This is a genomic window from Streptomyces sp. NEAU-174 (genome assembly GCF_052665095.1).
In genome coordinates this window covers 436,286-462,886 of sequence record NZ_JBQTCE010000001.1, presented here as the reverse complement: position 1 = coordinate 462,886, position 26,601 = coordinate 436,286, and the positions used below count along the sequence as shown (strand labels likewise).

The window sequence follows — 26,601 nt, the reverse complement described above, 5'->3', positions numbered from 1 at the left end:
TCAGGACTCAGTGGCCGCCTGCGGCCTCGAGACGCTTGATGGACGCCTCCACCTCGGCCTCGGCCTCGGCGCGGCCCACCCAGTTGGCCCCCTCGACCGACTTCCCCGGCTCCAGGTCCTTGTAGACCTCGAAGAAGTGCTGGATTTCCAGGCGATCGAACTCTGAAACGTGGTGAATATCACGCAGATGCTCCACCCGGGGGTCGGAGGCCGGTACGCAAAGCAGCTTGTCATCGCCGCCCGCCTCGTCGGTCATCCTGAACATGCCGATGGCGCGGCACTTGATCAGGCAGCCGGGGAACGTCGGCTCGTCGAGAATGACCAGTGCGTCCAGCGGATCACCGTCCTCGCCGAGGGTGTTCTCGACGAAGCCGTAGTCCGCGGGGTAGCTGGTCGACGTGAAGAGTCGCCGGTCAAGGCGGATGCGACCCGTCTCGTGGTCCACCTCGTACTTGTTCCGCGAACCCTTCGGGATCTCGATGGTGACGTCGAACTCCACGGGTGGCTCCTCCATGATCAACACATACGTCTGGTGATTAAGTGTCCCCCACGCAGGTGTGTGGTGGCGAAAGGGGCTGGTCGGTCGTGCCTGAAGCCCGATCGTGGCAGGTCAGGGAGTGGCTGAGCCACCGGCTGAGCCGTGGGCGACGCGAGTTGGACCGGATGCGCGGGCGTGGGCTGCGCGAGTGGAACCGCGCGCGCGGGCGCGGGCTGCGCGAGTGGAACCGCGTGCGCGCCCGGGTCCGGCGCGAATGGCGCAATACGCCCCGGGAGCAGCGGCGGACATGGCAGCTGGTGGCGGTCTCCGCCGCGACCGGCCTGGTCGTCGCCGTGGTGTCGGTGCTGCTGGCCGGGCCCTGGGACGGCGGCCGGCGGACGGCCGAACGCGCCCGCGCCGCCGAGGACGGTGTCCCGGGCGAGCGGCACGGCGGCCCGGACCGCCCCGCGCCCAGCGCCGCACCCGTCCTGGCGGCGCTCGGCACGCGGCCCGCGCCCCGGTCGCCGGACAGTGGCGGCGACGCCGTGCCGCCGCCCACCGGGGCGGGGCTCGCCGACACCCTCGAACCGCTGCTGAAGGACCCCGCGTTGGGCGGTGAGCGCTCGGTGGCGGTGATGGACGTGACCACCGGTCAGCAGGTGTTCGGCGCCAAGGCGGGCACGGCCATCGTCCCCGCCTCGACGATCAAGCTCGCGACCGGGGCCGCAGCCCTCTCCGCCCTCGGCCCGGAGCACCGCATCAGGACCAGCGTCGTGGCGGGCGCGGGCAAACACGACATCGTGCTCGTCGGCGGCGGCGACCCCACGCTCACCGCGCGGGCCGTCAAGGGGGCCGACCACCCCGCCGCACTCCGCCAGTTGGCCGATGCCACCGCCCGCGCCCTGAAGAAGCGCGGTGCGGGCCCCTACCGGCTCGGCTATGACACCTCGCTCTACTCCGGGCCGAAGCTCCACACCATCGGCCCCAACGAGAACCTCTCGCCCGTTGTCCCCCTGATGGCCGATGAGGGCCGTAAGGACGACAGCGACCACGGCCCGGCCCCGCGCGCCGAGGACCCGGCCGCCGACGCCGCCGGTGCCTTCGCCGGGATGTTGCGCGACCGCGGCGTCGAGGTGAAGGACGAGCCCCGGGCGGGCAAGGCCGCCAAGGGCGCCCGTACGGTGGCGTCCGTCCGCTCCCAGCCGCTGTCCTCGCTCGTCGAGCGGATGCTGACCACCAGCGACAACGACATCGCCGAGGCCCTGTCCCGGCAGACCGCCATCGCCGCGGGCGAGCCCGCCAGCTTCGAGGGCGGGGCGAAGGCCGTGACCCAGCGGCTGCGCAAGCTGGAGCTGCCGCTGGGCGGAGTCCGGATCGCGGACGGCAGCGGGCTCGACCGCGCCGACCACGTCTCCGCCGGGCTGCTCGCCCAGGTGCTGGTGCGCGCGGCCGACCGCGGCCACCCCGAACTGCGGTCGCTGCTCACCGGGCTGCCGGTGGCCGGATTCACCGGCACCCTGCGCACCCGCTACGCCCAGGACGCGGTCGGCCGGGGCGTGGTCCGCGCCAAGACCGGCACCCTCACCGGGGTGAACAGCCTCGCGGGCTCGGTCGTGGACGCGGACGGCCGGCTGCTGGTCTTCGCGTATCTGACCAACGGGACCACCGACGCCACCGGCGCCCAGCGCGCCCTGGACCGGATGGCCTCGGCCCTCGCCAACTGCGGCTGCCGCTGAGCGGAGGGCATGACCCGGACGCTGGACGGCCGCCTGTGCGGACCCCGGTGTCCTCCCGGATGGGGCGCGGGCCACGTACCGTGAAGCCATGACGAGCATCGGTGGTGTGGAGATGGTCGACTGGAACCTCGCGGTCGCGACCGCGACGCGGCTGGTGCGCCCAGGGCCCGAGGTGAGCCGCGAGGAGGCGCGCTCGGTCGTCGCGGAGCTGCGCCGGCACGCCAAGTCCTCGGAGGAGCACGTCCGCGGCTTCACCCGGATGGCCGTCTCCGGCGGCCCTGCCTTGGACACCCCCGTCCTCGTCGTGGACCGCGCGGGCTGGATCAGGGCGAACGTGGCGGGCTTCCGGCAGATCCTCAAACCGCTGCTCGGCAAGGTGCAGGACCGGCGCGGCGGACTGCCCGGCGGGGCGGTGCTGGGCGCGGTCGGCGGCAAGGTGACCGGCGTCGAGCTGGGGATGCTGCTGTCCTTCCTGGCCTCCCGGGTGCTCGGCCAGTACGAGACCTTCGCGCCCTCGACCCGCGAGCTGCCCGGCTCCCCGGGCGGCGGCCGGCTGCTGCTGGTGGCGCCCAACATCGTCCATGTCGAGCGCGAACTCGACGTGGCCCCGCACGACTTCCGGCTGTGGGTCGCGCTGCACGAGGAGACCCACCGCACCCAGTTCACCGCCGTGCCCTGGCTGCGCGACCACATCGAGTCCGAGATCCAGTCGTTCCTCGGCGAGACCGACGTGGACCCGGCCACCCTGCTGGAGCGGGTCCGCGAGGCCTTCCAGTCGCTGAGCGGCGGCCGTCCCGCCGACGAGGGGGAGGAGCCGGAGGGGCACGGCGCGCCCAGCATCATCGAGCTCGTCCAGACCCCGGCCCAGCGGGAGATCCTGGCCCGGCTGACCGCGGTGATGTCGCTGCTGGAGGGGCACGCCGACTACGTCATGGACGGGGTGGGGCCGGAGGTCGTGCCGTCCGTCGCGGAGATCCGGGAGAAGTTCCAGAAGCGCCGGGCGAGCGGCGCGGGCCGGCTCGACCAGGCGCTGCGCAAGCTGCTGGGGCTCGACGCCAAGCTGCGGCAGTACCGTGACGGGGAGCGGTTCGTGCGGGCCGTGGTGAACCAGGTGGGCATGGACGGCTTCAACCGGGTCTGGACCTCGCCCAACACCCTTCCGACCAAGGCGGAGATCAGCAAACCCGCCGAGTGGGTCGCGCGGGTGCACCGCAAGGCGGAGTCCTAGAACCGGCACACCCCCGGCACACGCGAAAACGGACGAACGCCCCCTTTAATCACTCGTCCGAGGGACCGTTGGCGACGGGTAGGCGTGCGATGCTCGGGGAACAGCTCGCTTCTGTCACCATCGACATACGCAGCGTGACGAAAGCCTCGTACCGCTCGTACTCCTCGTACCCCCCGAGGCACCCCCTCGAATGACAGATGGGAAACGGACATGGGTCCCCATCCAGCGGTCGCCGCGATACGCCTCGCGGTCCGCCGCGTCCTCCACGACATCCTCGTCGCCCATTCGGCCGCGCCCTCTGCCGCCTCGTCGCCCTCCGCTCCGCCCTCCCTCTCCCCGGCGTCCGCCGCCCCCGGCCCCCGCGGCTCCGCCGCGCCGGACGACGCACCGCTCGTGCTCGCCGCCTGCTCGGGCGGCGCCGACTCCATGGCACTCGCCTCCGCGCTCGCCTTCGAGGCCCCGCGGGCCGGGCTGCGCGCCGGCGGGGTCACCGTCGACCACGGTCTCCAGCAGGGGTCCGACGCCCGCGCCGCCGAGGTCACCGACCGGATGCGGGCCCTGGGCCTGGCGCCGGTCGAGGCGATCGCCGTGTCCGTAGGGCGGGGCGGCGGTCCCGAGGCCGCCGCCCGGGACGCCCGTTACGCCGCGCTGGACGCCGCCGCCGAGCGCCACGGCGCCGCCGCCGTGCTGCTCGGCCACACCCGTGACGACCAGGCCGAGACGGTTCTGCTGGGCCTCGCCCGCGGCTCCGGCACCCGCTCGCTGTCCGGTATGGCCTGGGTCTCCGGCACCGGCGGCCGCTACCGCCGCCCGTTCCTCCAGCTGGACCGGCACACCGTCCGCGAGGCGTGCCTGGCCCAGTCGCTGCCGGTCTGGGACGACCCGCACAACGTGGACCCCTCCTACACCCGCTCCCGGGTCCGCCACGAGGCCCTGCCCATCCTGGAGAAGGCGCTGGGCAAGGGCGTCGTCGAGGCGCTCGCCCGCACCGCCCAGCTCTCCCGTGACGACGCCGACGCCCTCGACGCCTGGGCCGCCCGCGCCGAGGCCGATGTGATGACCACCGCACCGGCGGCGGCCGGTGGCGCGCAGGCCGTGCACCTCGACACCGTCGGCCTGCACGGACTGCCCACCGCCGTCCGCCGCCGGGTGCTGCGCCGGGCCGCCATCGCCGCGGGCGCGCCCGCCGGTTCGCTCTTCGCCCGCCACATCGAAGAGGTGGACCGGCTGATCACCGGCTGGCGGGGGCAGCGGGCCATCAACCTCCCCGGCCGGGTCGAGGTCCGCCGGGAGGGTGGCAGACTGGTCATCCGGCAGGGCTGATCCGCCCGAGCCAGTTGAGCCGGTATCGAACGAGAGTGGCGCGGGTGGACGACAAGGACATGGGCACCGACCTCAAGTCGGTCCTCATCACCGAGCAAGAGATCAACGCGAAGCTGGCCGAGCTGGCCGCCGCCATCGATGAGGAGTACGCGGACAAGGATCTGCTGATCGTCGGCGTGCTCAAGGGTGCGGTCATGGTGATGGCGGATCTGGCGCGCGCCCTGTCCACGCCGGTCACCATGGACTGGATGGCCGTGTCGTCCTACGGCGCGGGCACCCAGTCCTCCGGCGTGGTGCGTATCCTGAAGGACTTGGACACCGACATCAAGGGCAAACACGTCCTGATCGTCGAGGACATCATCGACTCCGGACTGACGCTGTCGTGGCTGCTGTCGAACCTGGGCTCGCGCGAGCCGGCCTCGCTGAACGTCTGCACCCTGCTGCGCAAGCCGGAGGCGGCCAAGGTCGCCATCGATGTGAAGTGGGTCGGCTTCGACATCCCCAATGAGTTCGTCGTCGGCTACGGCCTGGACTACGCCGAGAAGTACCGGAACCTGCGGTTCGTCGGCACCCTGGCACCTCACGTCTACGGCGGCTGACGGGCGCCGCCGGCCCCTGGGAACCTGGCGGGGTTTTCCGCCGTTGGAGCAGGGGAAGGCGGTTTTGTTAACAGTCCACGGCGGCGTCGGGTGACAATGCTGGGGTACCGTCCGAAGGTCAGTCTTTTTCGAGACTGAGGATTACACAGCTCATACACCGCAAATACACCGCAATACACCGCACGCACAGGCGCCCCTCCAGGGCTGCCGTGCCTCACTGTGGCAGGAGGGACGGGGCGGCTTCGCCCCGTATGGATGGACGTGAAGCGCTACTTCCGTGGGCCGGTCATGTGGATCGTGCTGGCCGTCCTCGCCGTGGTCGTGTTGATGCAGGTCGTCGGCTCGTCCGGCGGCTACAAGTCGGTGGACACCAGTCAGGTCGTCAAGGCGATCAACCAGAACCAGGTCCAGTCCGCCGAACTGACGACCGGCGACGAGCACAAGGTAAAGATCAAGCTCAAGGACAACGTCGCCAAGATCTCGGGCAGCGACAAGCTCCAGGCCACCTACATCGGTGACCAGGGTGTCGATCTTGCCAAGACTCTTCAGGCCAACGCCCAGAAGCAGGGCGGGATCCCCGACGGGTACAACGTCTCGACGTCGAAGCAGAACCCCTTCGTCGGGATCCTGCTCTCGCTGCTCCCGTTCGTGCTGATCGTCGTGGTCTTCCTGTTCCTGATGAACCAGATGCAGGGCGGCGGCTCCCGGGTGATGAACTTCGGGAAGTCGAAGGCCAAGCTCATCACCAAGGACACGCCGAAGACGACCTTCACCGATGTGGCGGGGGCCGACGAGGCGGTCGAGGAGCTCCAGGAGATCAAGGAGTTCCTCCAGGAGCCGGCGAAGTTCCAGGCCGTGGGCGCCAAGATCCCCAAGGGTGTGCTGCTCTACGGCCCGCCCGGTACGGGTAAGACGCTGCTCGCGCGTGCCGTCGCGGGCGAGGCGGGTGTCCCCTTCTACTCGATCTCCGGCTCCGACTTCGTCGAGATGTTCGTGGGTGTGGGTGCCTCCCGGGTCCGCGACCTGTTCGAGCAGGCCAAGGCCAACGCCCCGGCCATCGTCTTCGTCGACGAGATCGACGCCGTCGGCCGGCACCGTGGTGCGGGCATGGGCGGCGGCCATGACGAGCGCGAGCAGACGCTGAACCAGCTGCTCGTCGAGATGGACGGCTTCGATGTGAAGGGCGGGGTCATCCTGATCGCCGCCACCAACCGGCCCGACATCCTCGACCCGGCGCTGCTGCGCCCGGGCCGCTTCGACCGGCAGATCGCCGTCGACCGCCCGGACATGCAGGGCCGGCTGGAGATCCTCAAGGTCCACCAGAAGGGCAAGCCGGTCGCCCCGGACGTCGACCTGTCGGCCGTCGCCCGTCGCACCCCCGGCTTCACCGGTGCCGATCTGTCGAACGTGCTGAACGAGGCCGCCCTGCTGACGGCCCGCAGCGACAAGAAGCTGATCGACAACCACTTCCTGGACGAGGCGATCGACCGAGTCGTGGCCGGTCCGCAGAAGCGGACCCGGATCATGAGCGACAAGGAGAAGAAGATCACCGCGTATCACGAGGGCGGTCACGCCCTGGTCGCGGCGGCGTCTCCGAACAGCGATCCGGTGCACAAGGTCACCATCCTCTCCAGAGGCCGGGCCCTGGGCTACACCATGGTCCTGCCCGACGAGGACAAGTACTCGACCACGCGCAACGAGATGCTGGACCAGCTCGCCTACATGATGGGCGGCCGGGCCGCGGAGGAGCTCGTCTTCCACGACCCGACCACGGGCGCGTCCAACGACATCGAGAAGGCCACCACCACGGCCCGCGCGATGGTCACGCAGTACGGCATGACCGAGCGGCTCGGCGCGATCAAGTTCGGCTCCGACAACTCCGAGCCGTTCCTCGGCCGTGAGATGGCTCACCAGCGGGACTACTCCGAAGAGGTCGCCGCGCTGGTGGACGAGGAGGTCAAGAAGCTCATCGAGGCCGCGCACAACGAGGCGTGGGAGATCCTCGTCGAGAACCGGGACGTCCTGGACAACCTGGTGCTGGCGCTGCTGGAGAAGGAGACGCTGAACAAGGAGGAGATCGCCGAGATCTTCGCCCCGATCGTCAAGCGTCCGGCCCGCCCGGCGTGGACCGGCTCCTCGCGGCGTACGCCCTCCACCCGCCCGCCGGTGCTCTCCCCCCGGGAACTCGCCCCGGCGAACGGTGCGCAGCCCACCTCGGCGGCCTCGCTCACCAAGGCCACGGCGCCGGAGGACGGCGCCGAGCGGCCCGAGGAGTCGGACTCCGGCCCGGAGAGCTGATCCCCCCACCGGGGCGGCTTCCGTCCCCGGTGGGCCCCGGAATGATTGCCGCGTCCATCAGGTTCTAGCCTGGTGGACGCGGCATTTTCGCGTTCGTGTGCGTGTATGTGAGGAACGAGGCAGTCCATGACCGATCCGGTGACGCTGGACGGCGAGAGCCCCATTGGCGTGTTCGACGAGAAGCGCGCCGAGAACGCGATCCGCGAGCTGCTGATCGCCGTTGGCGAGGACCCCGACCGGGAGGGGCTGCGTGAGACGCCGGGCCGGGTGGCCCGTGCGTACAAGGAGATCTTCGCGGGGCTGCGCCAGGAGCCCGAGGACGTCCTGACCACCACCTTCGACCTGGGCCACGATGAGATGGTGCTGGTCAAGGACATCGAGGTGATGTCCTCCTGCGAGCACCACCTGGTGCCGTTCGTGGGCGTGGCCCATGTGGGCTATATCCCGTCCCATGACGGCAAGATCACCGGGCTGTCCAAGCTGGCCCGGCTGGTCGATGTCTACGCCCGTCGCCCCCAGGTGCAGGAGCGGCTGACCACCCAGATCGCCGACTCCCTGATGCGGATACTGGAACCGCGCGGGGTGATCGTGGTGGTCGAGTGCGAGCACATGTGCATGACCATGCGCGGGGTGCGCAAGCCCGGCGCTAAGACCCTCACCTCGGCCGTCCGCGGCCAGCTGCGCGACCCGGCCACCCGGGCGGAGGCGATGAGCCTCATCATGGCCCGCTGAGCGGCTCCGCGCGGCTCAGCCGCGTACGACGGTGTGCCTCAGCCTCTCAGGCCCCTCAGGCGCGGGCCGCCGCGCTCGGGCCGTTCCCGTCGTTGTCGTCGTCCTCCGGGAGCTTGAGCACCCGCTCCAGGAAGAACGCGGCCGCGACCACCCCCGCGCCCGCCAGGACCGATCCCCCGGCGTAGATCGCCTGATCGCGGCGGGCGGGCACATCGAGCTGCTCCATGGCCAGGAAGACGCCCACCCCGCCGTACATCCCCGAGATCAGCGCCGCCACCAGCGCGCTGGCCTGCCCGAAGACCACCGCACGGGCGGCCACCATCGGGTCCACTCCCTTGGCGTCGGGCTGCCGCTCCCGCTGGGCGCGCAGCCGGGCCCGCAGCGACAGCGCGGTGGCGGCCAGCACGACCGCGATCAGGGCCAGCACGATCGGCGCGGCCACCGGGACGCTCGGCAGCGACCCGAAGGTGTCCCACAGCCGGGCGCCCGCCCACGACACCACACCGGCCACGGCGAACAGCCCGACCAGCACCCCGATCCGAAGTTGCTTCACCGAGCGGTCGCCCCTCAATCCAGTACGTGCCAGCGTCTCCCGGAACCTATCCGGATCAACGTCTACTCGGGCAGTCGCAGTTCCAGATCGCCCCGGACCCGGACCCCCTCCTGGCCCACCGCCGCCAGCAGCCCCGCGACCGGCCCGCGCCCGGGTACCTCGGCCTGCGGATCCACGTCGTTCCACGGCACCAGGACGAAGGCGCGCTCATGGGCGTGCGGATGCGGCAGGGTCAGCTGCGGGTCGTCGGAGACCACGTCCTGGTACGCCACGATGTCCACGTCGATGGTGCGCGGGCCCCAGCGCTCGTCCCGCACCCGCTCGAACGCCTCCTCGATCGCGTGGCCGCGCTCCAGCAGCGAGGACGGCGGCAGCGTCGTCTTGATCAGCACCACCGCGTTGAAGTACGTGGCCTGGGTGCCGGGCTCCACACCCCACGGATCGGTCTCGTACACCGGCGACACGGCCTTGACCCGCAGGCCCGGGGTGTCCTCCAGCGCGTCGATCGCGCCCTGGAGGGTCTCCAGGCGGTTGCCCAGGTTGCTGCCGAGCGAGAGCACCGCCCGTTTGGGGTTGCTCAACGTCACATCGGCGGCGTCCACCTGCTCCACCACGGAGGTGGGAACGGGCTGCACGGTCGGGTCGCTGCTGCTCATACTCGGCTCCGGGTGATGGTGATGGTCACGTCGTCAAAGGGCACGGTGATCGGGGCCTGCGGCTTGTGCACCACGACCTCGACCTCCCGCACCACGTCGTGCTCGAGGCACCGGTCCGCGATCCGTTCGGCCAGCGTCTCGATCAGATCGACCGGCTCACCCCGAACCACGTCCACGACCTCCTCCGCCACCACGCCGTAGTGGACGGTCCTGCCGAGGTCGTCGTCGGCCGCGGCGGGACGAGTGTCCAGGCCGAGCACGAGATCCACGACGAAGTCCTGGCCCTCCTCGCGCTCATGGGGCAGCACACCGTGGTGCCCGCGAGCCCTCAGGCCGCGCAGCGCGACACGATCCACCTGAACCACTCCTGCTGGTCGTCGGTACGCGGGCACGTCCCATCCGGAACGCACCACCCGTCCCCTGCCGTATGCGGGGGTACCTGCCTCGAATCTACCTGCGAGCTCCGGCGGCACTCGCCCATGGGGTGGGCGGCGCCGGCTGCCGACACTCCGCGCCACAGCCTCCTACCCCCACCTCGCGCAGCTCGAACGGGGTGGGCTCAGCCCGGCAGCAGTCCGTCGTCGGCGGGGCCTTCGGGGCCGCCCGGCTCCTCGTCGTCACTCTCCGCGAGCACCGGGGAGCCGTGGTGCGCCCAGACCTTCCAGCCGTCCTCCGTCCGGCGGAACACGTTCGTGGCCACGACCAGCTGGCCCACCAGCGGGCCGAGCTGGCCCTCCTCCTCCGCGGGGGCGCCGCTGAGGATGTTCTCGGTGCAGGTCACCATGGCGGTGTCGGCCATCACCGACACCTCGACATCCGTCAGGAAGAACTGGATGTAGTCCGTGTTGGCCATGATCAGCGCGTAGGAGCGGAGCACCTCGCCCCGGCCGCGCAGCACCGGCCAGCCCGGGTGGACACAGGACACCTCGGTGTCGGGGGAGTCCAGCCAGAGCCGCTGTAGCGTGGCGTGGTCGCCCTGCTCCATGGCGTCGTACAGCGCGGTGTTCACCAGCGCCACACGCTCGTTGTCCGTAAGGGAAGTCACAGCGCTCCCGCCGTGGTCTCGGCCGCTTCGATGGCCCGCGCCACGCGCACCGCGTCCGCGCTGGCCCGTACCTCGTGCACCCGGACGGCCCAGGCGCCCTCGCGCGCAGCGAGCGCGGTGACCGCCGCCGTGGCGGCGTCCCGCTCCCGGGCGGGCGGCGGGCTGCCCCCGTCACCGGCCAGGACGCGCCCCAGGAACCGCTTGCGGGAGGCCGCCACCAGCAGCGGCCGGCCCAGCTCCCGCAACGCGGACAGATGGGCCACCAGCGCCAGGTCGTGCCCGGCGTCCTTGGCGAAGCCCAGGCCCGGGTCGACCACGATCCGCTCCGGGTCGACACCGCCCGCGACCGCCCGCTCCAGGCCGGTGCGCAGCTCGGTGACGACCTCGCCGACCACGTCCGCGTACACCGCCCGGTTGTTCATGTCGATCGACTGGCCGCGCCAGTGCATCACCACGAACGGCACCCCCGCCGCGGCCACCATGGGCACCATCGCGGGGTCGGCGCCGCCGCCGCTGACGTCGTTGACCAGCCGGGCCCCGGCCTCCACGGCCCGTTCGGCCACCGCGGCCCGCATGGTGTCCACGCTGATCACGGCCCCGGCCGCGGCCAGCTCCCGGACCACCGGGATCACCCGGCGCAGCTCCTCTGCCTCGTCGACGCGCGCCGCGCCGGGCCGGGTCGACTCGCCGCCGACGTCCACCAGGTCGGCCCCGGCGGCGACCAGATCGAGACCGTGCTTGACGGCCAGATCGGTGTCGAACCACTTCCCGCCGTCGGAGAAGGAGTCCGGTGTGACGTTCACCACGCCCATCACCGCGCACCGGTCCCACTCCGGCAGTCCGGCCACCCGTCCCCGCCCATGCAACGTGCTCATGTGCCCAGCCTAGGCGTAGGCCCTGTCCGGCGGATCTACGCGGGCCCGCGAAGATCCGCCGACAGGGCCCGGGGGTGGGTTCTGGATCAGGCCGCCTGCTGGAGCTCCCGGCCCTCGGTCAGGTGCCGATGGGCGCAGGGCCGGGGCTCGGGGCGGCGGCCGCGGCGCAGCAGCCGGGGCAGGGCGAGCGAGACGAACCCCTCGGCCTGCATCGCGGCCAGGCCGATCCGGGGCAGGTCGCGGGTATTGCGGAAGACCACGAAGCGCGGCTCCCAGCGCGGCTGGAACTTCGCGTTGAACTTGTACAGCGACTCGATCTGGAACCAGCGGGAGAGGAACACCAGCAGCGCCCGCCAGCCGCGCAGCACCGGGCCCGCGCCCAGTTTCTCGCCGCGCGCCAGCGCCGAGCGGAACATCGCGAAGTTCAGCGACACCCGCTCCACGCCCAGCTCGGGGGCGGCCCGCAGCGCGGCCACGATCAGCAGCTCGTTCATGCCCGGGTCGGCGCCGCGGTCGCGCCGCATCAGCTCCAGCGACATCCCGTCCCGGCCCCACGGCACGAAGTGCAGTACGGCCTTGAGATCCCCGTACGGGCCCTCCTGCGCGCCCTCGCCGGCGGCCTTGTGGGCGGTGGCGATGACCGCGTCCCCGTCCGCCGGGTCACCGATCCGGCCCAGCGCCATCGAGAAGCCGCGCTCGGTGTCGGTGCCCCGCCAGTCGGCGGCGGCGCGCCGGATGGCCTCCAGCTCCTCGGGGCCCAGCTCGGCGGCGCGCCGCACCCGGGTCTGATACCCGGCCCGCTCGATCCGCTTGACCATCTGGCGCACATTGCGCATGGCGCGCCCGGAGAGGGTGAAGTCCGCCACATCGACGATGGCCTCGTCGCCGAGTTCCAGCGCGTCCAGGCCGGTCTCGCGGGTCCACACCTCGCCGCCGGTCTCGCTGCACCCCATCACCGCCGGGGTCCAGGAGTGGGCCCGCGCCTCCTCCATGAAGCGGGCGATCGCGCCGGGCCACGCCTCCACGTCGCCGACCGGGTCGCCGCTGGCCAGCATCACCCCGGAGACCACCCGGTAGCAGACCGCGGCCTTGCCGGTGGGGGAGAAGACCACGGCCTTGTCGCGGCGGAGCGCGAAGTGGCCGAGCGAGTCGCGGCGCCCGTGGGCGGTGAGCAGGCCCCGCAGCCGCTCCTCGTCCTCGGCGGTGAGGCGGGCGGCGGGGTGCTCGGGGCGGAAGGCGAGATAGGCGGTGGTGGCCACGGTCAGCAGGCCCAGGGCGCCGAGGGAGTAGCCGACGGTGTAGTCCGCGCCGTGGCGGTAGTCGACCGGCCCCTCGAAGCCGAACAGGCCCCACAGGACGTGCTCCAGCTGCTCGCCGAGCGACGGGCTTCCTTCGATGGCGTCCGGATGGGACCGGACGATGAGCAGCCCCACGGTGACGCTGACCGCGCCCAGACCCACGAAGTTGGCCAGCGCCATCCAGCGGCTGCGGGGGTCAGGCAGCGCCGCGAACTCGGCGCGGTAGCGGATCAGCACCCCCATCAGCACGAGCGAGAGGACCATGCCGATGACCGAGTGCCGGTAGAGCAACTGGGCGGCGGCGCCGACCGGCAGCAGCCCCACGGCCGCGACCCAGGCCCGCCGCTTACGCCGTTTGAGGCCGTGGGCCAGCATCAGCAGCAGCAGACCGACCACGATCGAGGCGGCGGCCGCCAGGGAGCTCACGGCGCCCGGCAGCAGCTCGGCCAGCGCGTGCACCCTGCTGTGCCGCAGCCGGGGGAAGACGATGTCCATCAGCCCGATCAGCGTGCACGCGGTGCCGACGCCGGTGGGCACCGCCTCCGGCCTGGGGCCGCGTGGCAGGCGCCGTATCCGGGTGGGAACCTTCCCGGAAGTTTCGGCATCTTGACTGTCAGACATCTGTATTCCCGTCGCTTCGGTCAAGAGGATCTTCGGTTCTGTTGCGCGGCATCCGCACGATTTGCGCCCAGTAAGACGGCATTTGAAGGAGTGGGGTTCACTCCCCGGCCACGGCCGGGAGGTTCCCCAGGCGGCACGGGGGGCCGGTCGCCCGGCAGAAAGATAGTGATGGGTCTCACGAGCAACAACATCGTGATCGCGGCAGCCGTCGCGGCGTTGCTGCTGTTCGCGGCCACGATATGGCTGTGGCCCCGGCTGGCCGGGCGCGGTGTGGCTCCCGTGCTCGGCCGGTTCGGCATGCTACTGGGCACGCAGCTGTCCGTGTTCATGGCGTTCGGACTGTTCGCCAATCAGTCCTTCGGATTCTACGGATCCTGGTCCGACCTCCTGGGTACGCAGGACGAGCCTGGTGTCGTAGTGGACCACGACACCCCGGGCACCCGGGTGCGGGTCACCGAGACCCGCCATCTGGCCATGGACGGCGGCTCCGCGCCCAGGATCGCCGGGCGCATCGAGAAGGTGAAGATCCAGGGGCCGGTCTCCGGGATCGCGAGCCCGGCGTACATCTATCTGCCGCCGGAGTACTTCAGGCCCGAGTACGCCCGGCGGACCTTCCCCGCCGCGCTGGTGCTGACCGGGTATCCGGGCACCACCGAGGCGCTCATCAATGGCCTGAAGTATCCACAGCGCTCGCACAAGCTGGTCAAAACGGGGAGGATGCAGCCCCTCGTCCTGGTGATGATGCGGCCGACGGTCGCGCCGCCGCGCGACACCGAGTGCGTGGACGTGCCGGGCGGGCCGCGGACCGAGACGTTCTTCACCAAGGACCTGCCCAAGGCGGTGGCCGACCACTACCGCGTGGGCAAGCGGGCCCGTAACTGGGGCGTCATCGGAAATTCCACCGGCGGCTACTGCGCCCTGAAGATGGCGATGCGCCACCCCGACGCGTTCTCGGCGGCGGCCGGGCTCTCCCCCTCGTACCAGGCCCCGATCGACGCGACCACGGGCGATCTCTTCGGCGGCAGCGAGCGGCTGGAGCGGGAGAACGACCTGATGTGGCGGCTGGACCACAAGCCGGCGCCGCCGGTCTCGCTGCTGGTGTCCAGCAGCGAGCACGGGGAGCAGAACTACCAGGACACCGTGCGCTTCGTGAACAAGGTGAAGCGGCTCAACCGGCGCGGGGAGCCGACCCGGATCTCGTCGATCATCCTGAGCACCGGCGGCCACAACTTCAACACGTGGAAGCGGGAGGTTCCCGCCGCCTTGGAGTGGCTCGGCGGTCGGCTTGCCGACCGCTGACCAACTCCAAGGCGGCGGGGAGCCCCGGTTGACCTATACGTCGGCGACGGTCTGGAGTTGGACCTCGCCGCGGGCGATGCCGCCCGCGTCGGCGTCGATCGAGCGGCGCAGGGCCTCGTGGAGCCGGGCCGGGGTGAGGACGCCGAGGAAGCGGTCCTCGTCCAGCACCGCGATCCAGCCCGCGTCGTGCTGGAGCATCGTGCTGAACGCCTGCTTGAGCGGCGCCCCCACCGGCAGCCACGCCTCCATCCGGCGCGCGTGGTCCCGTACGGACCCCCGCGCGCCGTCGGCCGCCTCCGCCGGGATCCAGCCGTGCAGCCGCTCCGCGTCGTCCAGGACGACGGCCCAGCGCGCCCCCTCCGCGGCCAGCTTGGCGGCCGCCTTGGGGAGCGGGTCGTCCAGGTGGACCACGGGCGGCTGGGTGAGGTCGCCGGGCTCGATGGGGGTGACCGACAGCCGCTTCAGCCCCCGGTCCGCGCCGACGAAGTCGGCCACATACGGAGTGGCCGGCGCGCCCAGCACCGTGGCCGGGGTGTCGAACTGCTCGATCCGCCCCGAGCCGTAGACGGCGATGCGGTCGCCGAGCCGGACCGCCTCCTCTATGTCATGGGTGACGAAGAGCACGGTCTTGCGCACCTGTGACTGAAGTCGCAGGAATTCGGTCTGGAGATGCTCGCGGACGACCGGGTCGACCGCGCCGAACGGCTCGTCCATCAGCAGCACCGGCGGATCCGCGGCCAGCGCGCGGGCCACGCCGACGCGCTGCCGCTGACCGCCGGAGAGCTGATCGGGGTAGCGGTCGCCGTAGACGGACGGGTCGAGGCCGACCAGGTCCAGCAGCTCGGCGGCGCGCTCCCGCCCCTTCTTCCGCTGCCAGCCCAGCAGCTGCGGCACGGTCGAGGTGTTCTCCAGCACGGTCTTGTGCGGGAAGAGCCCGACCTGCTGGATGACATAGCCGATACGGCGGCGCAGGGCGACCGGATCCGCCTCGGCGATGTCCTCGCCGTCCACCAGGATCCGCCCCGATGTCGGCTCGATGAGCCGGTTCACCATCTTCATCGTCGTCGTCTTGCCACAGCCCGAGGGGCCGACGAGGGTGACCAGCTCGCCCTCCGACACCTCGAAGGAGAGGTCGTCCACGGCCGTCGTGCCATCGGCGTAGCGCTTGGTGACATGCTCGAAACGGATCATGGCTCCCCATTGTTGCCGCATTCGTGGCAGACATTGTTGCTGTTGTGTGGCGATCGGACGAGATTGTCATCTCCCGGGGTTAGGGTCACCTGGAATTGGGATGAGCAACCGGCCCGCGACCCGACGGGGGAGGTGAGCGTATGGCCGACGGAAACTGTCTGATCAGTAACGAGTGGATATGCGGTGAGTATGTACGCACACGCGGTCAAGAGCTGACGGACGCGACGCTCGAGCACGTAGGGATCACGCTCGCCTCGGTGGCGATCGGCCTTCTGGTCGCCTTTCCGCTGGCGCTGCTGGCTCGCCGCTGGCGGTCGGTGGCGGGGCCGGTGCTGGGGCTGACCACGATCCTCTACACGGTGCCGTCGCTGGCGATGTTCTCGCTGCTGCTGCCCGTGTTCGGAGTGTCGGCCGCGGTGGTGATCACCGGGCTGGTGCTCTATTCGCTCACGATCCTGGTGCGCAACATCATGGCCGGTCTCGCCTCGGTGCCCGAGGAGGCGCGGGAGGCGGCCCGGGGCATGGGATACGGCCCGCTGCGGCTGCTCTTCGGCGTGGAACTGCCGCTCGCGCTGCCCGCGCTGATGGCCGGGCTGCGGATCACCACCGTCTCCACGGTCTCGCTCACCACGGTGGGCGCGATCATCGGATACGGCGGCCTCGGCAACCTCATCTACGAGGGCATGCGCAGCTTCTTCAAGGCCGAGGTGCTCACCGCCTCGGTGCTGTGCGTGGCGCTGGCGGTGGTGGCGGATCTGCTGCTGCTCGGCCTCCAGCGGCTGCTGACGCCGTGGGCACGCAAGAGTCGGAAGGGCACTACCTGATGGACGTCGTCGCCAAGGCGTGGACCTGGCTGGCCACCGGGTCGCACTGGGCGGGCCCCGACGGGGTGTGGCACCGGCTGGGCCAGCATCTGTTCCTGACCTTCGTCTGCCTGGCGATCTCCTGCGCGGTGGCGCTGCCGATCGCCGTGGCCCTCGGCCACATCGGCAAGGGCGGCGCGCTCGCGGTGAACATCTCCAACGCGGGGCGCGCCGTGCCCACCTTCGCCGTACTGGTGCTGTTGCTGCTCAGCCCGCTGGGGACGCACGGCCAGTGGCCCACGATCATCGCGCTGGTGCTGTTCGCCATCCCGCCGCTGCTCACCAACGCCTATGTCGGGGTGCACGAGGCGGACCGGGAGGTCGTGGAGGCGGCCCGCGGCATGGGGATGACCGGCGGCCAGCTGATCCGGCGGGTCGAGCTGCCGCTGGCGTTTCCGCTGATCATGACGGGCGTACGGACGGCCGCGGTGCAGGTCGTGGCCACCGCGACGCTGGCCGCGCTGCCCGGCGGCGGCGGTCTCGGCCGGATCATCACGGCGGGCTTCCGGCTCACCGACACCCCGCAGGTGGTGGCCGGCGCGGTGCTGGTCGCGGCCCTGGCGCTGGTGGTCGAGGGCGTCTTCGTCCTGCTGGGCCTGGTGCTCGACCCGATGCGGCGCAGGACGGGGCGGCGGTCGACCGCGGCCCGGCGCCCGCCCGCCGACCAGGCGCCGGCCTCACCGGCGCTCACGACGTAGAACCCGCGGGCCGAGCCCTCCCGCGACCGGGCGCGAAGGCGCGTGCGGACACCCAGGGCGTACAGCGCGGAGAGCGCGGATGACGCATAGATCGCGGACGACGCGGAAAGCGCGGATGACGCGGAATGCGCCGACAACGCGGCCACACAACCGCGGCCACAACAACGGATGGGGAACCATGGGAAAGATCAATCGCGCCGCGGCCGCCGTGGCGGGGGTCGCGGCGCTGGCGGCCGGGCTGACCGCCTGCGGCGGGGACAGCCTGGAGAAGTCGAGCGGCGGCGACAGCTCAGGTAAACCGGGCAAGGGCTCGCTGGTGATCGGATCCGCCTCCTTCTCCGAGTCGAAGATCCTCGCGGAGCTGTACGCGGGGGTTCTGAAGGACGCCGGCTATTCCACCTCGATCAAGACGGTGGACGCCCGTGAGCTGTATGAACCGGCCCTGGAGAAGGGCCAGATGGATGTCGTGCCGGAGTACGCGGCGACGCTGGCCGAATTCCTCAACCAGAAGAAGAACGGGTCGAATGCCGCCCCGGTGGCCTCCGCGGACGTGACCAAGACGGTCGCGGCGCTGAAGAAGCTCGCCGAACCGCGCGGGCTGAAGGTGCTGGAGCCGGGGAAGGCCGTGGACCAGAACGCCTTCGCGGTCACCGCCGCCTTCGCCAAGAAGCACGGTCTCAAGACGCTCTCCGACCTCGGGAAGTCCAAGCAGAAGGTCACCCTGGCGGCGGGCGACGAATGCCCCAAGCGGCCCTTCTGCCAGCCGGGTCTGGAGAAGAAGTACGGCATCGACATCGCCGGGATCGACCCGCTGGACATCGGCAGCGTCCAGGCCAAGCAGGCCGTCAAGGACGGCAAGGACCAGATGGTCCTGACCACGACCACGGACAGCACGCTGGATCAGTTCGGGCTGGTGCTGCTCGGCGACGACAAAAATCTCCAGAATGCCGACAACGTACTTCCCGTGGTGAATGCGAAGTCCGCCGGTGCACAGAAGATCGCGGACTCGCTGAACAAGCTCACCAAGGTGCTGACGACCGCCGATCTGAGGGAACTCAACAAGAAAGTTGACGCCGAGCGGCTCAAGCCGGGGGATGTCGCCGACGACTACCTGCGGGACAAGGGGCTGGTGAAGTAGGATCAAATCCCCGCTCGGGAGGGCTTGGCAAGGGGTCGGCACGGGATCTCGGCCGCACAGCCGCCGTATTTGCCAACGGATTGACAACAGATCTGGCCCGGCGGGCACCCAAGCGACCCCTTAACACGGTAAGTTTCGGGCCATGCCACGTGGACGCCACCGCCAATCCCCACCCCTGCACAGGCTCCTCCCCTCCGCTTCGGTCGCAGTCGCGTCAATAACCTGCGCCGCCGGTGCCTGGCTGGTCGGCGACACGGTCGTGATCCGTGGGCTGGCCGCGACCGCGGCCGGCGCCGCGGTCGTCGGCGCCTATCTGATGCGCCGTTGGGACCGCTCGGCCGGTCGCCGGGTCGCGGAGGCCGCGAGCGAGACCGCGCGCCAGGAGATGAAGTACGAGGAGCGGATCGCGGAGCTCGAGGCGGACGCCGAGAAGGCGAGCGAGCTCCGCGGCGCGCTCAACACCCGGCTGCGCGCCAAGCGCGCCGAACTCGCCCGGCTCCGCAACGAGCACGCCGAGCTGCTGCGCCGCTACGCCACGGCCGAGACCGAGCGGGCCAGCGCCCTGGAGGGCCGCCGCCGGCTCGCGCTGGAGGCCGCGTCCCCGGCGAAGGCGCTGGAGGCGGCCGGGTCCGTCGGGTCGGCCGGTTCCGTCGGGTCGGCCGGGTCGGCCGGTTCCGTCGACTCCGACGACGAGCCGGACGAGATCCCCACCGGGCTGCCGTCGGCCGCCGCGTACGCCAAGGCCGACGAGGCGCTCAGCCGGCTCAGGGAGAGCGCCCGGCGGCAGAAGGAGCGGCGGGAACAGGCCGCCGCCGCGGCCGCCAAGGCCGAGGCTCCGGAGCAGGACCCGGAGCGGAACGCGGAAGGTGACGACCGTAAGGGCCCGCGCGAGAGCCGGGGCAAGGACGGTGCCGCCACGCTGGGGAAGCCCCCGGCGGCCGGCGGGCAGGACGACGACGGCCCGCAGGAGCCGCGCGCCCACGCCCGTACGGCCGCCTCGGCGGTGGTGCCGTATGCCGCGGCCCGCCGGGCCGCCTCCCGTTCGGAGAGCGGCTTCGACTACTTCGGCACCCAGAAGAAGCAAGCGAAGAAGCAGAAGCGGGAGCCCGAACCGGCCGCCGAGGAGGATCTCGCGGATGTGATCGGCGACGAGACGCTCGCGGAGACCAGGAAGGGCGCGGTGGGCGAGGTCATCGACCTGACCGCGCACGACGAGACGGAGCAGATCGACCTCGGGGAGCTGCGCAGCGCGATCTCGTGAGGGATCGCCGCGCGGCCCGCCCGCGCATCGCTCGGCTACGTGGCGATCACTTGCCGATGTCGCCTACTTGTCGATATCGCCGACGACGAAGAAGAGCGACCCGAGGATCGCCACCATGTCGGCGACGAGAGTGCCCGGCAGCAGCTCGGTGAGCGCCTGGATGTTGTTGTACGACGCCGAGCGGAGCTTCAGCCGGTACGGCGTCTTCTCGCCCTTGGAGACGAGGTAGTAGCCGTTGAGGCCGAGCGGGTTCTCGGTCCAGGCGTAGGTGTGGCCCTCGGGCGCCTTGAGCACCTTCGGCAGCCGCTGGTTGATCGGCCCCGGCGGGAGCTCGTCCAGCCGGTCCAGGCAGGCGTCGGCCAGGGCCAGCGAGGTGTGGGTCTGCTCCAGCAGGCATTCGAACCGGGCGAGGCAGTCGCCCTCCTCGCGAATGGCGACCTCGAGGACGTCCTGGAGCTCGGCGTAGGCCAGATACGGCTCGTCGCGCCGCAGATCGAAGTCGACGCCCGAGGCCCGGGCGATGGGGCCGCTGACCCCGTACGCGTGCACCGTCTCGCGGGCCAGGATGCCGACGCCGCGGGTGCGGCCCCGGAAGATCTCGTTGCCGAGCACCAGGTCGTCGTACACGCCCATCCGCGAGCGCACCTCGGCCACGGCCTGCCGGGCCCGGCCCAGCCAGCCCGCCGGGAGGTCGTCCTTGAGGCCGCCGACCCGGTTGAACATGTAGTGCATCCGGCCGCCGGAGATCTCCTCCATGACGTGCTGGAGGTCTTCGCGCTCCCGGAACGCGTGGAAGATGGGTGTGATGCCGCCCAGCTCCAGGGGGTAGGAGCCGAGGAACATCAGGTGGTTCAGGACCCGGTTGAGCTCGGCGAGGAGGGTACGGGTCCACACCGCGCGCTCGGGGACCTCCATGCCCAGCATCCGCTCGACGGCGAGCACGACGCCGAGTTCGTTGGAGAAGGCGGAGAGCCAGTCGTGACGGTTGGCGAGCATGATGATCTGGCGGTAGTCGCGCGCCTCGAAGAGCTTCTCCGCGCCTCGGTGCATATAGCCGATGACGGGCTCGGCGCTCTGGATCCGCTCCCCGTCGAGGACCAGCCGCAGTCGTAGCACTCCGTGGGTGGAGGGGTGCTGTGGGCCGATGTTGAGCACCATGTCCGTGCTCTCGGCGGCGCCGCCGATGCCGACTGTCGTCTCCGTCATGCGTACCAGTCTCTCAGCTGCCCGGTGGGCCTTTCCCCTACCCGCCCCTTCCCGATACCAGGGGCTCCGCCCCTGGACCCCGGAGCCCCCCCGCGGTGGCGGAGCCGCGTATCAGTGCTTTCCGCGCCCGCCGCTTCCCGGGCGGTAGCGACTTGCGGCTCGGCGGCGTGGCAGTGGCTTTGCCCCTGACCTTGAGGTCTGGCGGTGGTGCCCGCAGGCGTCGGAGCCGCATATCGATGCGCTGCGTGGCAGGGCCCGGGGTCTGGGCGGAGCCGCGCATCGGTGTTTTCCCCGGCCCCCCGCTTCCCGGGCGGTAGCGATTTGCGGCTCCGCCGTGTGGCAGGGGCCTCGCCCCTGGGCCCCGGGGTCTGGCGGCGGTGCCCTCAGGGGCGGTGCCCTCAGGGGCGGCGCCCCCGGGCGGCGGTGCCCCCAGGGCGGAGCCCTCCTACGTGGCGGTGCCGCGTAGCGGTGTTTTCCCCGGGCCGCCCCATCCCGGGCGGTAGCGGCTTGCGGCTCCGTCGCGTGGCAGGGGCTTCGCCCCTGGGCCCCGGGTCTGGGGCGGAGCCCTCCGCGAAGGAGCCCCTGCGGCGGAGCCCCCCGGCGGAGCTGCATACCGATGTGCTGCGTGGCAGGGCCGGGGTCTGGGGCGGAGCCCCAGGTTCGGGAAGGGGCGGGTAGGGGAACAGCCCGCCGCAGGCGCCAAGCTCCGCCGGGCACCCCCTACGGCCGAAGCACGTCGTGGGGCAGGTTCACCGGATGCAGGAGCCAGGTGAAGGCGCCCAGCCCCGCGGGGTCGGTCAGCTCCGCGGCCTCGCCCGCCGCGCTCAGAGCACGTACGTAGGCGGTGGGGTCGGTGGAGGCCAAGGCGAGCGGGGGCCGGCGGGCGTCGAGGCCCAGGGCGCGCAGCGCCTCGCGCTGCGTCAGCAGCCCGGCACCGGACCCGCCCGCGCCGGCGGACCCGTCCATCGCGTCGGCGGATGCGTCCGTCGTGGTGGTGGGCGCGTCCGTCGTGGTGGCGGACGTGTCCATCGCCGCGCCGGACCCGTCCATCACGGCAGCGCACGCGTCCATCGCGACATGCGCCGTCAGATCGCAGGACCCATCCGGCACGGGCCGGACCTCGCGCCCCTCGCGGAAGCCGGTCAGCGTGCCGAAGGGCGGCCGGGTGGCGCGTTCGTGGGCGTAGTCGACGGCGACCGCGAGGCCCGCCCGCAGGGAGCCGACGGCCCGCGCCCAGGCCGCATCGCGGGGATGGCCGATCTCCGCGCGCAGCCCCGGTTCGGCTCCCGCCAGGGGCCACCAGCGGGCCAGCCACGCCGCGTCCGCGCCGTCCACCGGGTCGCCCAGCCGCTCGGTGCCGTCCAGAGAGGCGAGATCCACCTCGACCCGGCGGGGCACGCCGGCCGCGTCGGTCTCGGCCACGTCCACGGGCACGTTGTCGAGCCACTCATTGGCGAACAGCAGCCCCGCGCACCCCTCCGGCGGGGCGTCGAGCCAGCCGATCCGCCCGTCCAGGCCCGCCGGCCGCGCCGCCCGTTCCACCGCGTACGGACGCAGCCGCCCGCCCAGCCCGTGCGGCAGACCGGGGGCCAGGGCGAGCACCCGGGTGAGCAGCTCACCGCGGCCGGCGCCCAGGTCCACCAGCGCCACCTCGGCCGGGTGCCCCAGCGCCTCGTCCACCCGGCACAGCAGCTCCGCGACCGCCCGCGCGAACAGCGGTGAGGCATGCACCGATGTGCGGAAATGCCCGCCCGGGCCCTCCGGGCGGCGGAAGAAGCCGCCCGCTCCGTACAGCGCGCGTTCGGCCGCCGTACGCCATCCGCTCCACTCATGCTTCGCACTCGCCACACCGCCACGCTATGCGGAGTGGTCTCCACCTTGGGGAGTAGGGCCGGGGGTTTCGGATCGCCCCTCGGGCTGACCCGGGAGGGGTCCGGCGATACCTACGCTGGGTGACGTGCAGCGCCTCTACGAATTTCTCCGCAGGCATCCGACAGGGGTGGACACCTTCTGGGCCGTCCTCCTTGTCGCTTCCGGGTTCCTGTGGCTCGTGGAGGCGTCGCTGGGCCGGGGCTCCCGCGTGGCGGGCGTGCCGATCGTGCTGGCGCTGGGGGCGACGGTCGCGCTGCGCCGCCGCGCCCCCGAGAAGATGCTGGTGCTGGCCATCCTGTGCGGTCTCGCCCAGATGGCCGCGAACGTCAAGCCCAATGTGGCCGACTTCGCCATGCTGGTGATCGTCTACACGGTGGCGGTCACCTCCTCGCGCCGGGCCTCCCGCTTCGCGCTCGGCGTGGCGATCGGCGCGGCCCCCCTCGCCACCCTCCGCTGGCCGCACTCCCAGCAGGGCTGGTGGGAGGACGTGGTCTCGGCGGTCTTCGTCTCCATCCCCTTCGTCCTGGCCTGGGTGCTCGGCGACTCGATCCGCACCCGCCGCGCCTACTACGCGCAGCTCGAGGAGCGGGCCGCCCGGCTGGAGAAGGAGCGCGAGGCGCAGTCGAAGGTCGCGGTGGCCGCCGAGCGCGCCCGGATCGCACGGGAGCTGCACGACGTCGTGGCGCACAACGTGTCGGTGATGGTGGTGCAGGCGGACGGCGCCGCGTACGTCCTGGACTCCTCGCCCGAACAGACCCGGCAGGCGCTGGAGACGATCTCCGGCACCGGCCGCCAGGCGCTCGCCGAGATGCGGCGGCTGCTGGGCGTGTTGCGCACCGGGGAGCCGGGCGAGGAGAACGACTACGTACCGCAGCCGGACGTCGAGCAGATCGACGAGCTCGTGGAGCAGGTGCGCGGCGCCGGGCTCCCGGTGGACTTCAAGGTCGTGGGCAGCCCGCGCCAGCTCCCCAGCGGGGTCGAGCTGACCGCGTACCGGATCGTGCAGGAAGCGCTCACCAACACCCGTAAGCACGGCGGCCCTGACGTGGGCGCGAGCGTCCGCCTCACCTACTTCGACGACGGGCTCGGGCTGCTGGTCGAGGACGACGGGCGGGGCGCGCAGCGCGAGATGTACGAGGACGGCGGCGCCGACGGCAGCGGTCATGGTCTGATCGGGATGCGGGAGCGCGTCGGCATGGTGGGCGGCACGCTCGACGCGGGCCCGCGACCGGGCGGCGGCTTCCGGATCAGCGCGCTGCTGCCGCTGAAGCCGGTCCGTTGAGCCAGCTGTCCGTTGAGTCGTCTGCCTGTTGAGCCATGTGATACGTGCTGTAGGCCGCTGTCAGGCCAGAGGAAGGGACCGTCCGGGATGTCGATCCGCGTCATGCTCGTCGATGACCAAGTGCTGCTGCGCACCGGCTTCCGGATGGTGCTCGCGGCCCAGCCCGATATGGAGGTCGTCGCCGAGGCGGGCGACGGGGTGGAGGCGCTCCAGGTGCTGCGCTCCACCGAGGTGGACGTCGTCCTCATGGACGTCCGGATGCCCAAGCTGGACGGGGTGGAGACCACCCGGCGGATATGTGAGCGGGACGGGGCGCCGAAGGTCATCATCCTGACCACGTTCGACCTGGACGAGTACGCCTTCTCCGCGCTCAAGGCCGGGGCGGGCGGCTTCATGCTCAAGGATGTGCCGCCGGGCGAGCTGCTCGGGGCGATCCGCGCGGTGCACAGCGGTGACGCGGTGGTCGCGCCCAGTACCACGCGCCGGCTGCTGGACCGGTTCGCGCCGATGCTCCCGGGCAGCGGAGCCGGTGGCGGCCGGGCCCGTCCGGAACTGGACCGGCTCACCGACCGGGAGCGCGAGGTGGTGCTGCTGGTCGCGCAGGGGCTGTCGAACGGCGAGATCGCGGCGCGGCTGGTGCTGTCCGAGGCGACCGTGAAGACCCATGTCGGCCGCATCCTCACCAAGTTGGAGCTGCGGGACCGGGTGCAGGTGGTGGTGATGGCCTACGAGACCGGACTGGTCCGGGCCGGGGGGCCGACCGGACCGACCCGCTGAGGCGGTGTCCTTACGGTCGGCATCGCCGTCTTACGGCTGGCACGGCCGTCTTACGGCCGCTCCCGGAGGACCAGGTCGAGCAGTCCGGGGAAGCGCTCGTCGAACTCGGGGCGGCGCAGCCGGTTCACCCGCTTGGGGCCCAGGTCGCGCTGCTCGATCAGCCCGGCCGCGCGCAGCACCGAGAAGTGGTGGCTGAGGGCCGCCTTGCCCACGGGAACGTCGAAGGTGCCGCAGGTGTGCTCCCAGTCGGCCGCCGTGGCGAGTTCGCGGACCAGCTGGAGCCGTACGGGGTCGGCGAGGGCCGCGAGCGCGGTCTGCACGGGGACGTCGTCGGGGTGGGTGTGGAGCGGCGCCGACCGGTGGCTTCGGTTGCTCATCGCCGCTCCTCCGCCGTTCGCCGCTCGCCGTTCCGACCGCGTTCACCGTGCGGTGAACATTTTAGGCGGGGCCGGCGCCCTACCGCAGAACGCTCTCCAGGAAGTCGCTGCCCAGCCTGGCCACCGACGGCAGGTCGAGCTGGTGCAGCACATAGCGGCCGCGGCGGCGGGTGGTGAGGAGACCGGCCTTCTTCAGCACGGCGATATGGCGGGAGACCTCCGGGGGCGTGATGGCGTACGCCTCGGCCAGCTCACCCGTGGTGTGCGGCCCCCGGGCCAGCGTGCGGCAGATGCGCATCCGCATCGGGTGCGCGAGCGCCTCCAGGCGGCGCTGAACCAGTTCCAGGGCGGCGGGCGGGGAGAGTTCCGGCCCGGCGACCGGGTACTGGATCACCGGCTGCCAGCCCGGCGCGTGCACCAGCAGCAGATGCGGCCAGCCGAAGGTCGTCGGTATGAGGGTCAGTCCGCACCCGGTCGCCGTCGTCCGCCCCGCCGCCAGCTTGTCGACCAGGACACGAGACCGCCCGTCCGGACCCTGCTCCAGCGACAGCGCGGCCGAGGCCGCCGCCAGCGCCTCGGCGAGCCCCTTGCGCTGCAACAGCTCGCCCTTGTGGCGGGCATCGGCGGCCAGCTGGACCCGCACCCGCCGCCAGGTGTCCGCGAAGAACGCCTGGTCGCAGTCCTCCAGCAGCCGCCGCAGCCACACCCGCAGCCCGTCCGGGTCCACCAGCATGCGGTCCACGAAGGCCAGTTGCCGTGGTCCGCGGGCCCGGGCCATGTCCCGGACTCGGTCCCGCTCGTCCCGGTCGACCAGCGGCGACGGCGTCGGCCGGTCGTACGCGGCGGAGCAGCTGATCTCGAAGGCGGCCGCCACGAACGTCTCGTCGTCGATCCGGTCCAGCGCGTCCAGTTCCTCGGCGAGCGTCGCCCCGGGGACGGCCGGGAGCAGCAGATCGGAGCGGGCGGTGCGCCACAGGAAGTCCGCCTCGCAGAGCCGGTCCGCGAGGTCCGGTTTGAGCGCCGAGGCGGTGGCGGTGGCCCAGCCGTGCAGCCCGGGGTGGTGGCCGGGCTCGGACAGCACATGGAGCGCGGCGCCCAGCTCGGCGAGCGGGGACGGGCTGAAGACGATGCGCTCGGGCGGCAGCCCGGCGATGTCGATGACATTGGCCATGGAGCCATGGTGCGCGAGCCCGGG

General features: G+C 71.8%; 25 protein-coding genes. 13 read left to right on the top strand and 12 right to left on the bottom strand.

What is annotated here, in order from left to right:
* Window positions 1-7 precede the first annotated feature (7 nt).
* On the bottom strand, window positions 8-499 hold the full coding sequence (locus ACT2CW_RS01845) for an inorganic diphosphatase (protein ID WP_014061662.1): 492 nt from the start codon (window positions 497-499) through the stop codon (window positions 8-10).
* An 86-nt stretch (window positions 500-585) separates the two neighbouring features.
* Between ACT2CW_RS01845 and dacB the strand changes: the two genes are divergently transcribed.
* From dacB to folE, 6 genes are all read left to right on the top strand, one after another.
* Entirely contained in the window at window positions 586-2,214 is a 1,629-nt protein-coding gene (dacB, locus tag ACT2CW_RS01840) for a D-alanyl-D-alanine carboxypeptidase/D-alanyl-D-alanine endopeptidase (protein ID WP_445515264.1), read from the top strand.
* 88 nt (window positions 2,215-2,302) lie between these two features.
* Window positions 2,303-3,442 carry a zinc-dependent metalloprotease gene (locus tag ACT2CW_RS01835; protein ID WP_445515263.1) on the top strand — a complete coding sequence of 380 codons (1,140 nt, stop codon included), beginning with the start codon at window positions 2,303-2,305 and terminating at the stop codon, window positions 3,440-3,442.
* 210 nt (window positions 3,443-3,652) lie between these two features.
* A complete protein-coding gene (gene tilS, locus ACT2CW_RS01830; RefSeq protein WP_330807382.1) occupies window positions 3,653-4,765 on the top strand; it encodes a tRNA lysidine(34) synthetase TilS in 1,113 nt (370 codons plus the stop codon).
* 59 nt (window positions 4,766-4,824) lie between these two features.
* On the top strand, window positions 4,825-5,364 hold the full coding sequence (gene hpt / locus ACT2CW_RS01825) for a hypoxanthine phosphoribosyltransferase (RefSeq protein WP_037964726.1): 540 nt from the start codon (window positions 4,825-4,827) through the stop codon (window positions 5,362-5,364).
* A gap of 255 nt (window positions 5,365-5,619) precedes the next feature.
* Window positions 5,620-7,662 carry an ATP-dependent zinc metalloprotease FtsH gene (gene ftsH / locus ACT2CW_RS01820; protein WP_445515262.1) on the top strand — a complete coding sequence of 681 codons (2,043 nt, stop codon included), beginning with the start codon at window positions 5,620-5,622 and terminating at the stop codon, window positions 7,660-7,662.
* A gap of 126 nt (window positions 7,663-7,788) precedes the next feature.
* A complete protein-coding gene (gene folE, locus ACT2CW_RS01815) occupies window positions 7,789-8,394 on the top strand; it encodes a GTP cyclohydrolase I FolE (protein WP_020870348.1) in 606 nt (201 codons plus the stop codon).
* Window positions 8,395-8,449: 55 nt separating this feature from the next.
* Here folE and ACT2CW_RS01810 read toward each other — a convergent pair whose 3' ends face one another.
* The 6 genes from ACT2CW_RS01810 to ACT2CW_RS01785 all read right to left on the bottom strand — a co-directional run bounded on the left by ACT2CW_RS01810 (window position 8,450) and on the right by ACT2CW_RS01785 (window position 13,442).
* A complete protein-coding gene (locus ACT2CW_RS01810) occupies window positions 8,450-8,947 on the bottom strand; it encodes a DUF3180 domain-containing protein (protein ID WP_182472228.1) in 498 nt (165 codons plus the stop codon).
* A 62-nt stretch (window positions 8,948-9,009) separates the two neighbouring features.
* Entirely contained in the window at window positions 9,010-9,603 is a 594-nt protein-coding gene (gene folK / locus ACT2CW_RS01805) for a 2-amino-4-hydroxy-6-hydroxymethyldihydropteridine diphosphokinase (protein WP_445515261.1), read from the bottom strand.
* Window positions 9,600-9,959, bottom strand: coding sequence for a dihydroneopterin aldolase (gene folB, locus ACT2CW_RS01800; protein ID WP_020870351.1), 360 nt, complete (start codon window positions 9,957-9,959; stop codon window positions 9,600-9,602). Before folB ends, folK begins: the two co-directional genes overlap by 4 nt.
* A 203-nt stretch (window positions 9,960-10,162) precedes the next feature.
* Window positions 10,163-10,648, bottom strand: coding sequence for a nuclear transport factor 2 family protein (locus ACT2CW_RS01795; protein WP_037964699.1), 486 nt, complete (start codon window positions 10,646-10,648; stop codon window positions 10,163-10,165).
* Window positions 10,645-11,523, bottom strand: a complete 879-nt coding sequence (folP, locus tag ACT2CW_RS01790) for a dihydropteroate synthase (protein WP_167442593.1) — start codon at window positions 11,521-11,523, stop codon at window positions 10,645-10,647. The genes ACT2CW_RS01795 and folP overlap by 4 nt, the downstream gene beginning before the upstream one ends.
* 86 nt (window positions 11,524-11,609) lie before the next feature.
* Window positions 11,610-13,442, bottom strand: coding sequence for a phosphatidylglycerol lysyltransferase domain-containing protein (locus tag ACT2CW_RS01785; protein WP_164436204.1), 1,833 nt, complete (start codon window positions 13,440-13,442; stop codon window positions 11,610-11,612).
* A 168-nt stretch (window positions 13,443-13,610) separates the two neighbouring features.
* On the opposite strand from ACT2CW_RS01785, the gene ACT2CW_RS01780 reads away from it, so the two are divergent.
* The gene (locus ACT2CW_RS01780; protein WP_182472230.1) at window positions 13,611-14,741 is read left to right on the top strand and encodes an alpha/beta hydrolase; all 1,131 of its coding nucleotides are present in this window, start codon (window positions 13,611-13,613) and stop codon (window positions 14,739-14,741) included.
* Between the two features lie 33 nt (window positions 14,742-14,774).
* On the opposite strand, the gene ACT2CW_RS01775 is transcribed toward ACT2CW_RS01780, so the two are convergent.
* Window positions 14,775-15,932, bottom strand: coding sequence for a betaine/proline/choline family ABC transporter ATP-binding protein (locus ACT2CW_RS01775; protein ID WP_164436200.1), 1,158 nt, complete (start codon window positions 15,930-15,932; stop codon window positions 14,775-14,777).
* A 140-nt stretch (window positions 15,933-16,072) separates the two neighbouring features.
* On the opposite strand from ACT2CW_RS01775, the gene ACT2CW_RS01770 reads away from it, so the two are divergent.
* The 4 genes from ACT2CW_RS01770 to ACT2CW_RS01755 all read left to right on the top strand — a co-directional run bounded on the left by ACT2CW_RS01770 (window position 16,073) and on the right by ACT2CW_RS01755 (window position 19,892).
* On the top strand, window positions 16,073-16,756 hold the full coding sequence (locus tag ACT2CW_RS01770) for an ABC transporter permease (protein ID WP_138915007.1): 684 nt from the start codon (window positions 16,073-16,075) through the stop codon (window positions 16,754-16,756).
* Entirely contained in the window at window positions 16,756-17,493 is a 738-nt protein-coding gene (locus ACT2CW_RS01765) for an ABC transporter permease (RefSeq protein WP_086883229.1), read from the top strand. Before ACT2CW_RS01770 ends, ACT2CW_RS01765 begins: the two co-directional genes overlap by 1 nt.
* Before the next feature lie 178 nt (window positions 17,494-17,671).
* On the top strand, window positions 17,672-18,631 hold the full coding sequence (locus ACT2CW_RS01760) for an ABC transporter substrate-binding protein (RefSeq protein ID WP_445515260.1): 960 nt from the start codon (window positions 17,672-17,674) through the stop codon (window positions 18,629-18,631).
* Window positions 18,632-18,773: 142 nt separating this feature from the next.
* On the top strand, window positions 18,774-19,892 hold the full coding sequence (locus tag ACT2CW_RS01755) for a hypothetical protein (RefSeq protein ID WP_445515259.1): 1,119 nt from the start codon (window positions 18,774-18,776) through the stop codon (window positions 19,890-19,892).
* A gap of 63 nt (window positions 19,893-19,955) precedes the next feature.
* Here the strand turns inward: ACT2CW_RS01755 and ACT2CW_RS01750 are convergent, their stop codons facing one another.
* Together ACT2CW_RS01750 and ACT2CW_RS01745 are read right to left on the bottom strand one after the other, a co-directional pair.
* On the bottom strand, window positions 19,956-21,098 hold the full coding sequence (locus ACT2CW_RS01750) for an NADH-quinone oxidoreductase subunit D (protein WP_445515258.1): 1,143 nt from the start codon (window positions 21,096-21,098) through the stop codon (window positions 19,956-19,958).
* Between the two features lie 720 nt (window positions 21,099-21,818).
* Entirely contained in the window at window positions 21,819-22,946 is a 1,128-nt protein-coding gene (locus ACT2CW_RS01745) for an SAM-dependent methyltransferase (protein ID WP_445515257.1), read from the bottom strand.
* A 109-nt stretch (window positions 22,947-23,055) separates the two neighbouring features.
* On the opposite strand from ACT2CW_RS01745, the gene ACT2CW_RS01740 reads away from it, so the two are divergent.
* Both ACT2CW_RS01740 and ACT2CW_RS01735 read left to right on the top strand, forming a co-directional pair.
* Complete coding sequence (locus tag ACT2CW_RS01740; RefSeq protein WP_445515256.1) at window positions 23,056-24,252, top strand: sensor histidine kinase; 1,197 nt, start codon at window positions 23,056-23,058, stop codon at window positions 24,250-24,252.
* A gap of 87 nt (window positions 24,253-24,339) precedes the next feature.
* The gene (locus ACT2CW_RS01735) at window positions 24,340-25,029 is read left to right on the top strand and encodes a response regulator transcription factor (protein WP_432048115.1); all 690 of its coding nucleotides are present in this window, start codon (window positions 24,340-24,342) and stop codon (window positions 25,027-25,029) included.
* Window positions 25,030-25,079: 50 nt separating this feature from the next.
* On the opposite strand, the gene ACT2CW_RS01730 is transcribed toward ACT2CW_RS01735, so the two are convergent.
* On the bottom strand, window positions 25,080-25,406 hold the full coding sequence (locus ACT2CW_RS01730) for an ArsR/SmtB family transcription factor (protein WP_138915014.1): 327 nt from the start codon (window positions 25,404-25,406) through the stop codon (window positions 25,080-25,082).
* A 79-nt stretch (window positions 25,407-25,485) separates the two neighbouring features.
* Window positions 25,486-26,577 carry a DUF5937 family protein gene (locus ACT2CW_RS01725; RefSeq protein ID WP_164436188.1) on the bottom strand — a complete coding sequence of 364 codons (1,092 nt, stop codon included), beginning with the start codon at window positions 26,575-26,577 and terminating at the stop codon, window positions 25,486-25,488.
* Window positions 26,578-26,601: the final 24 nt, after the last annotated feature.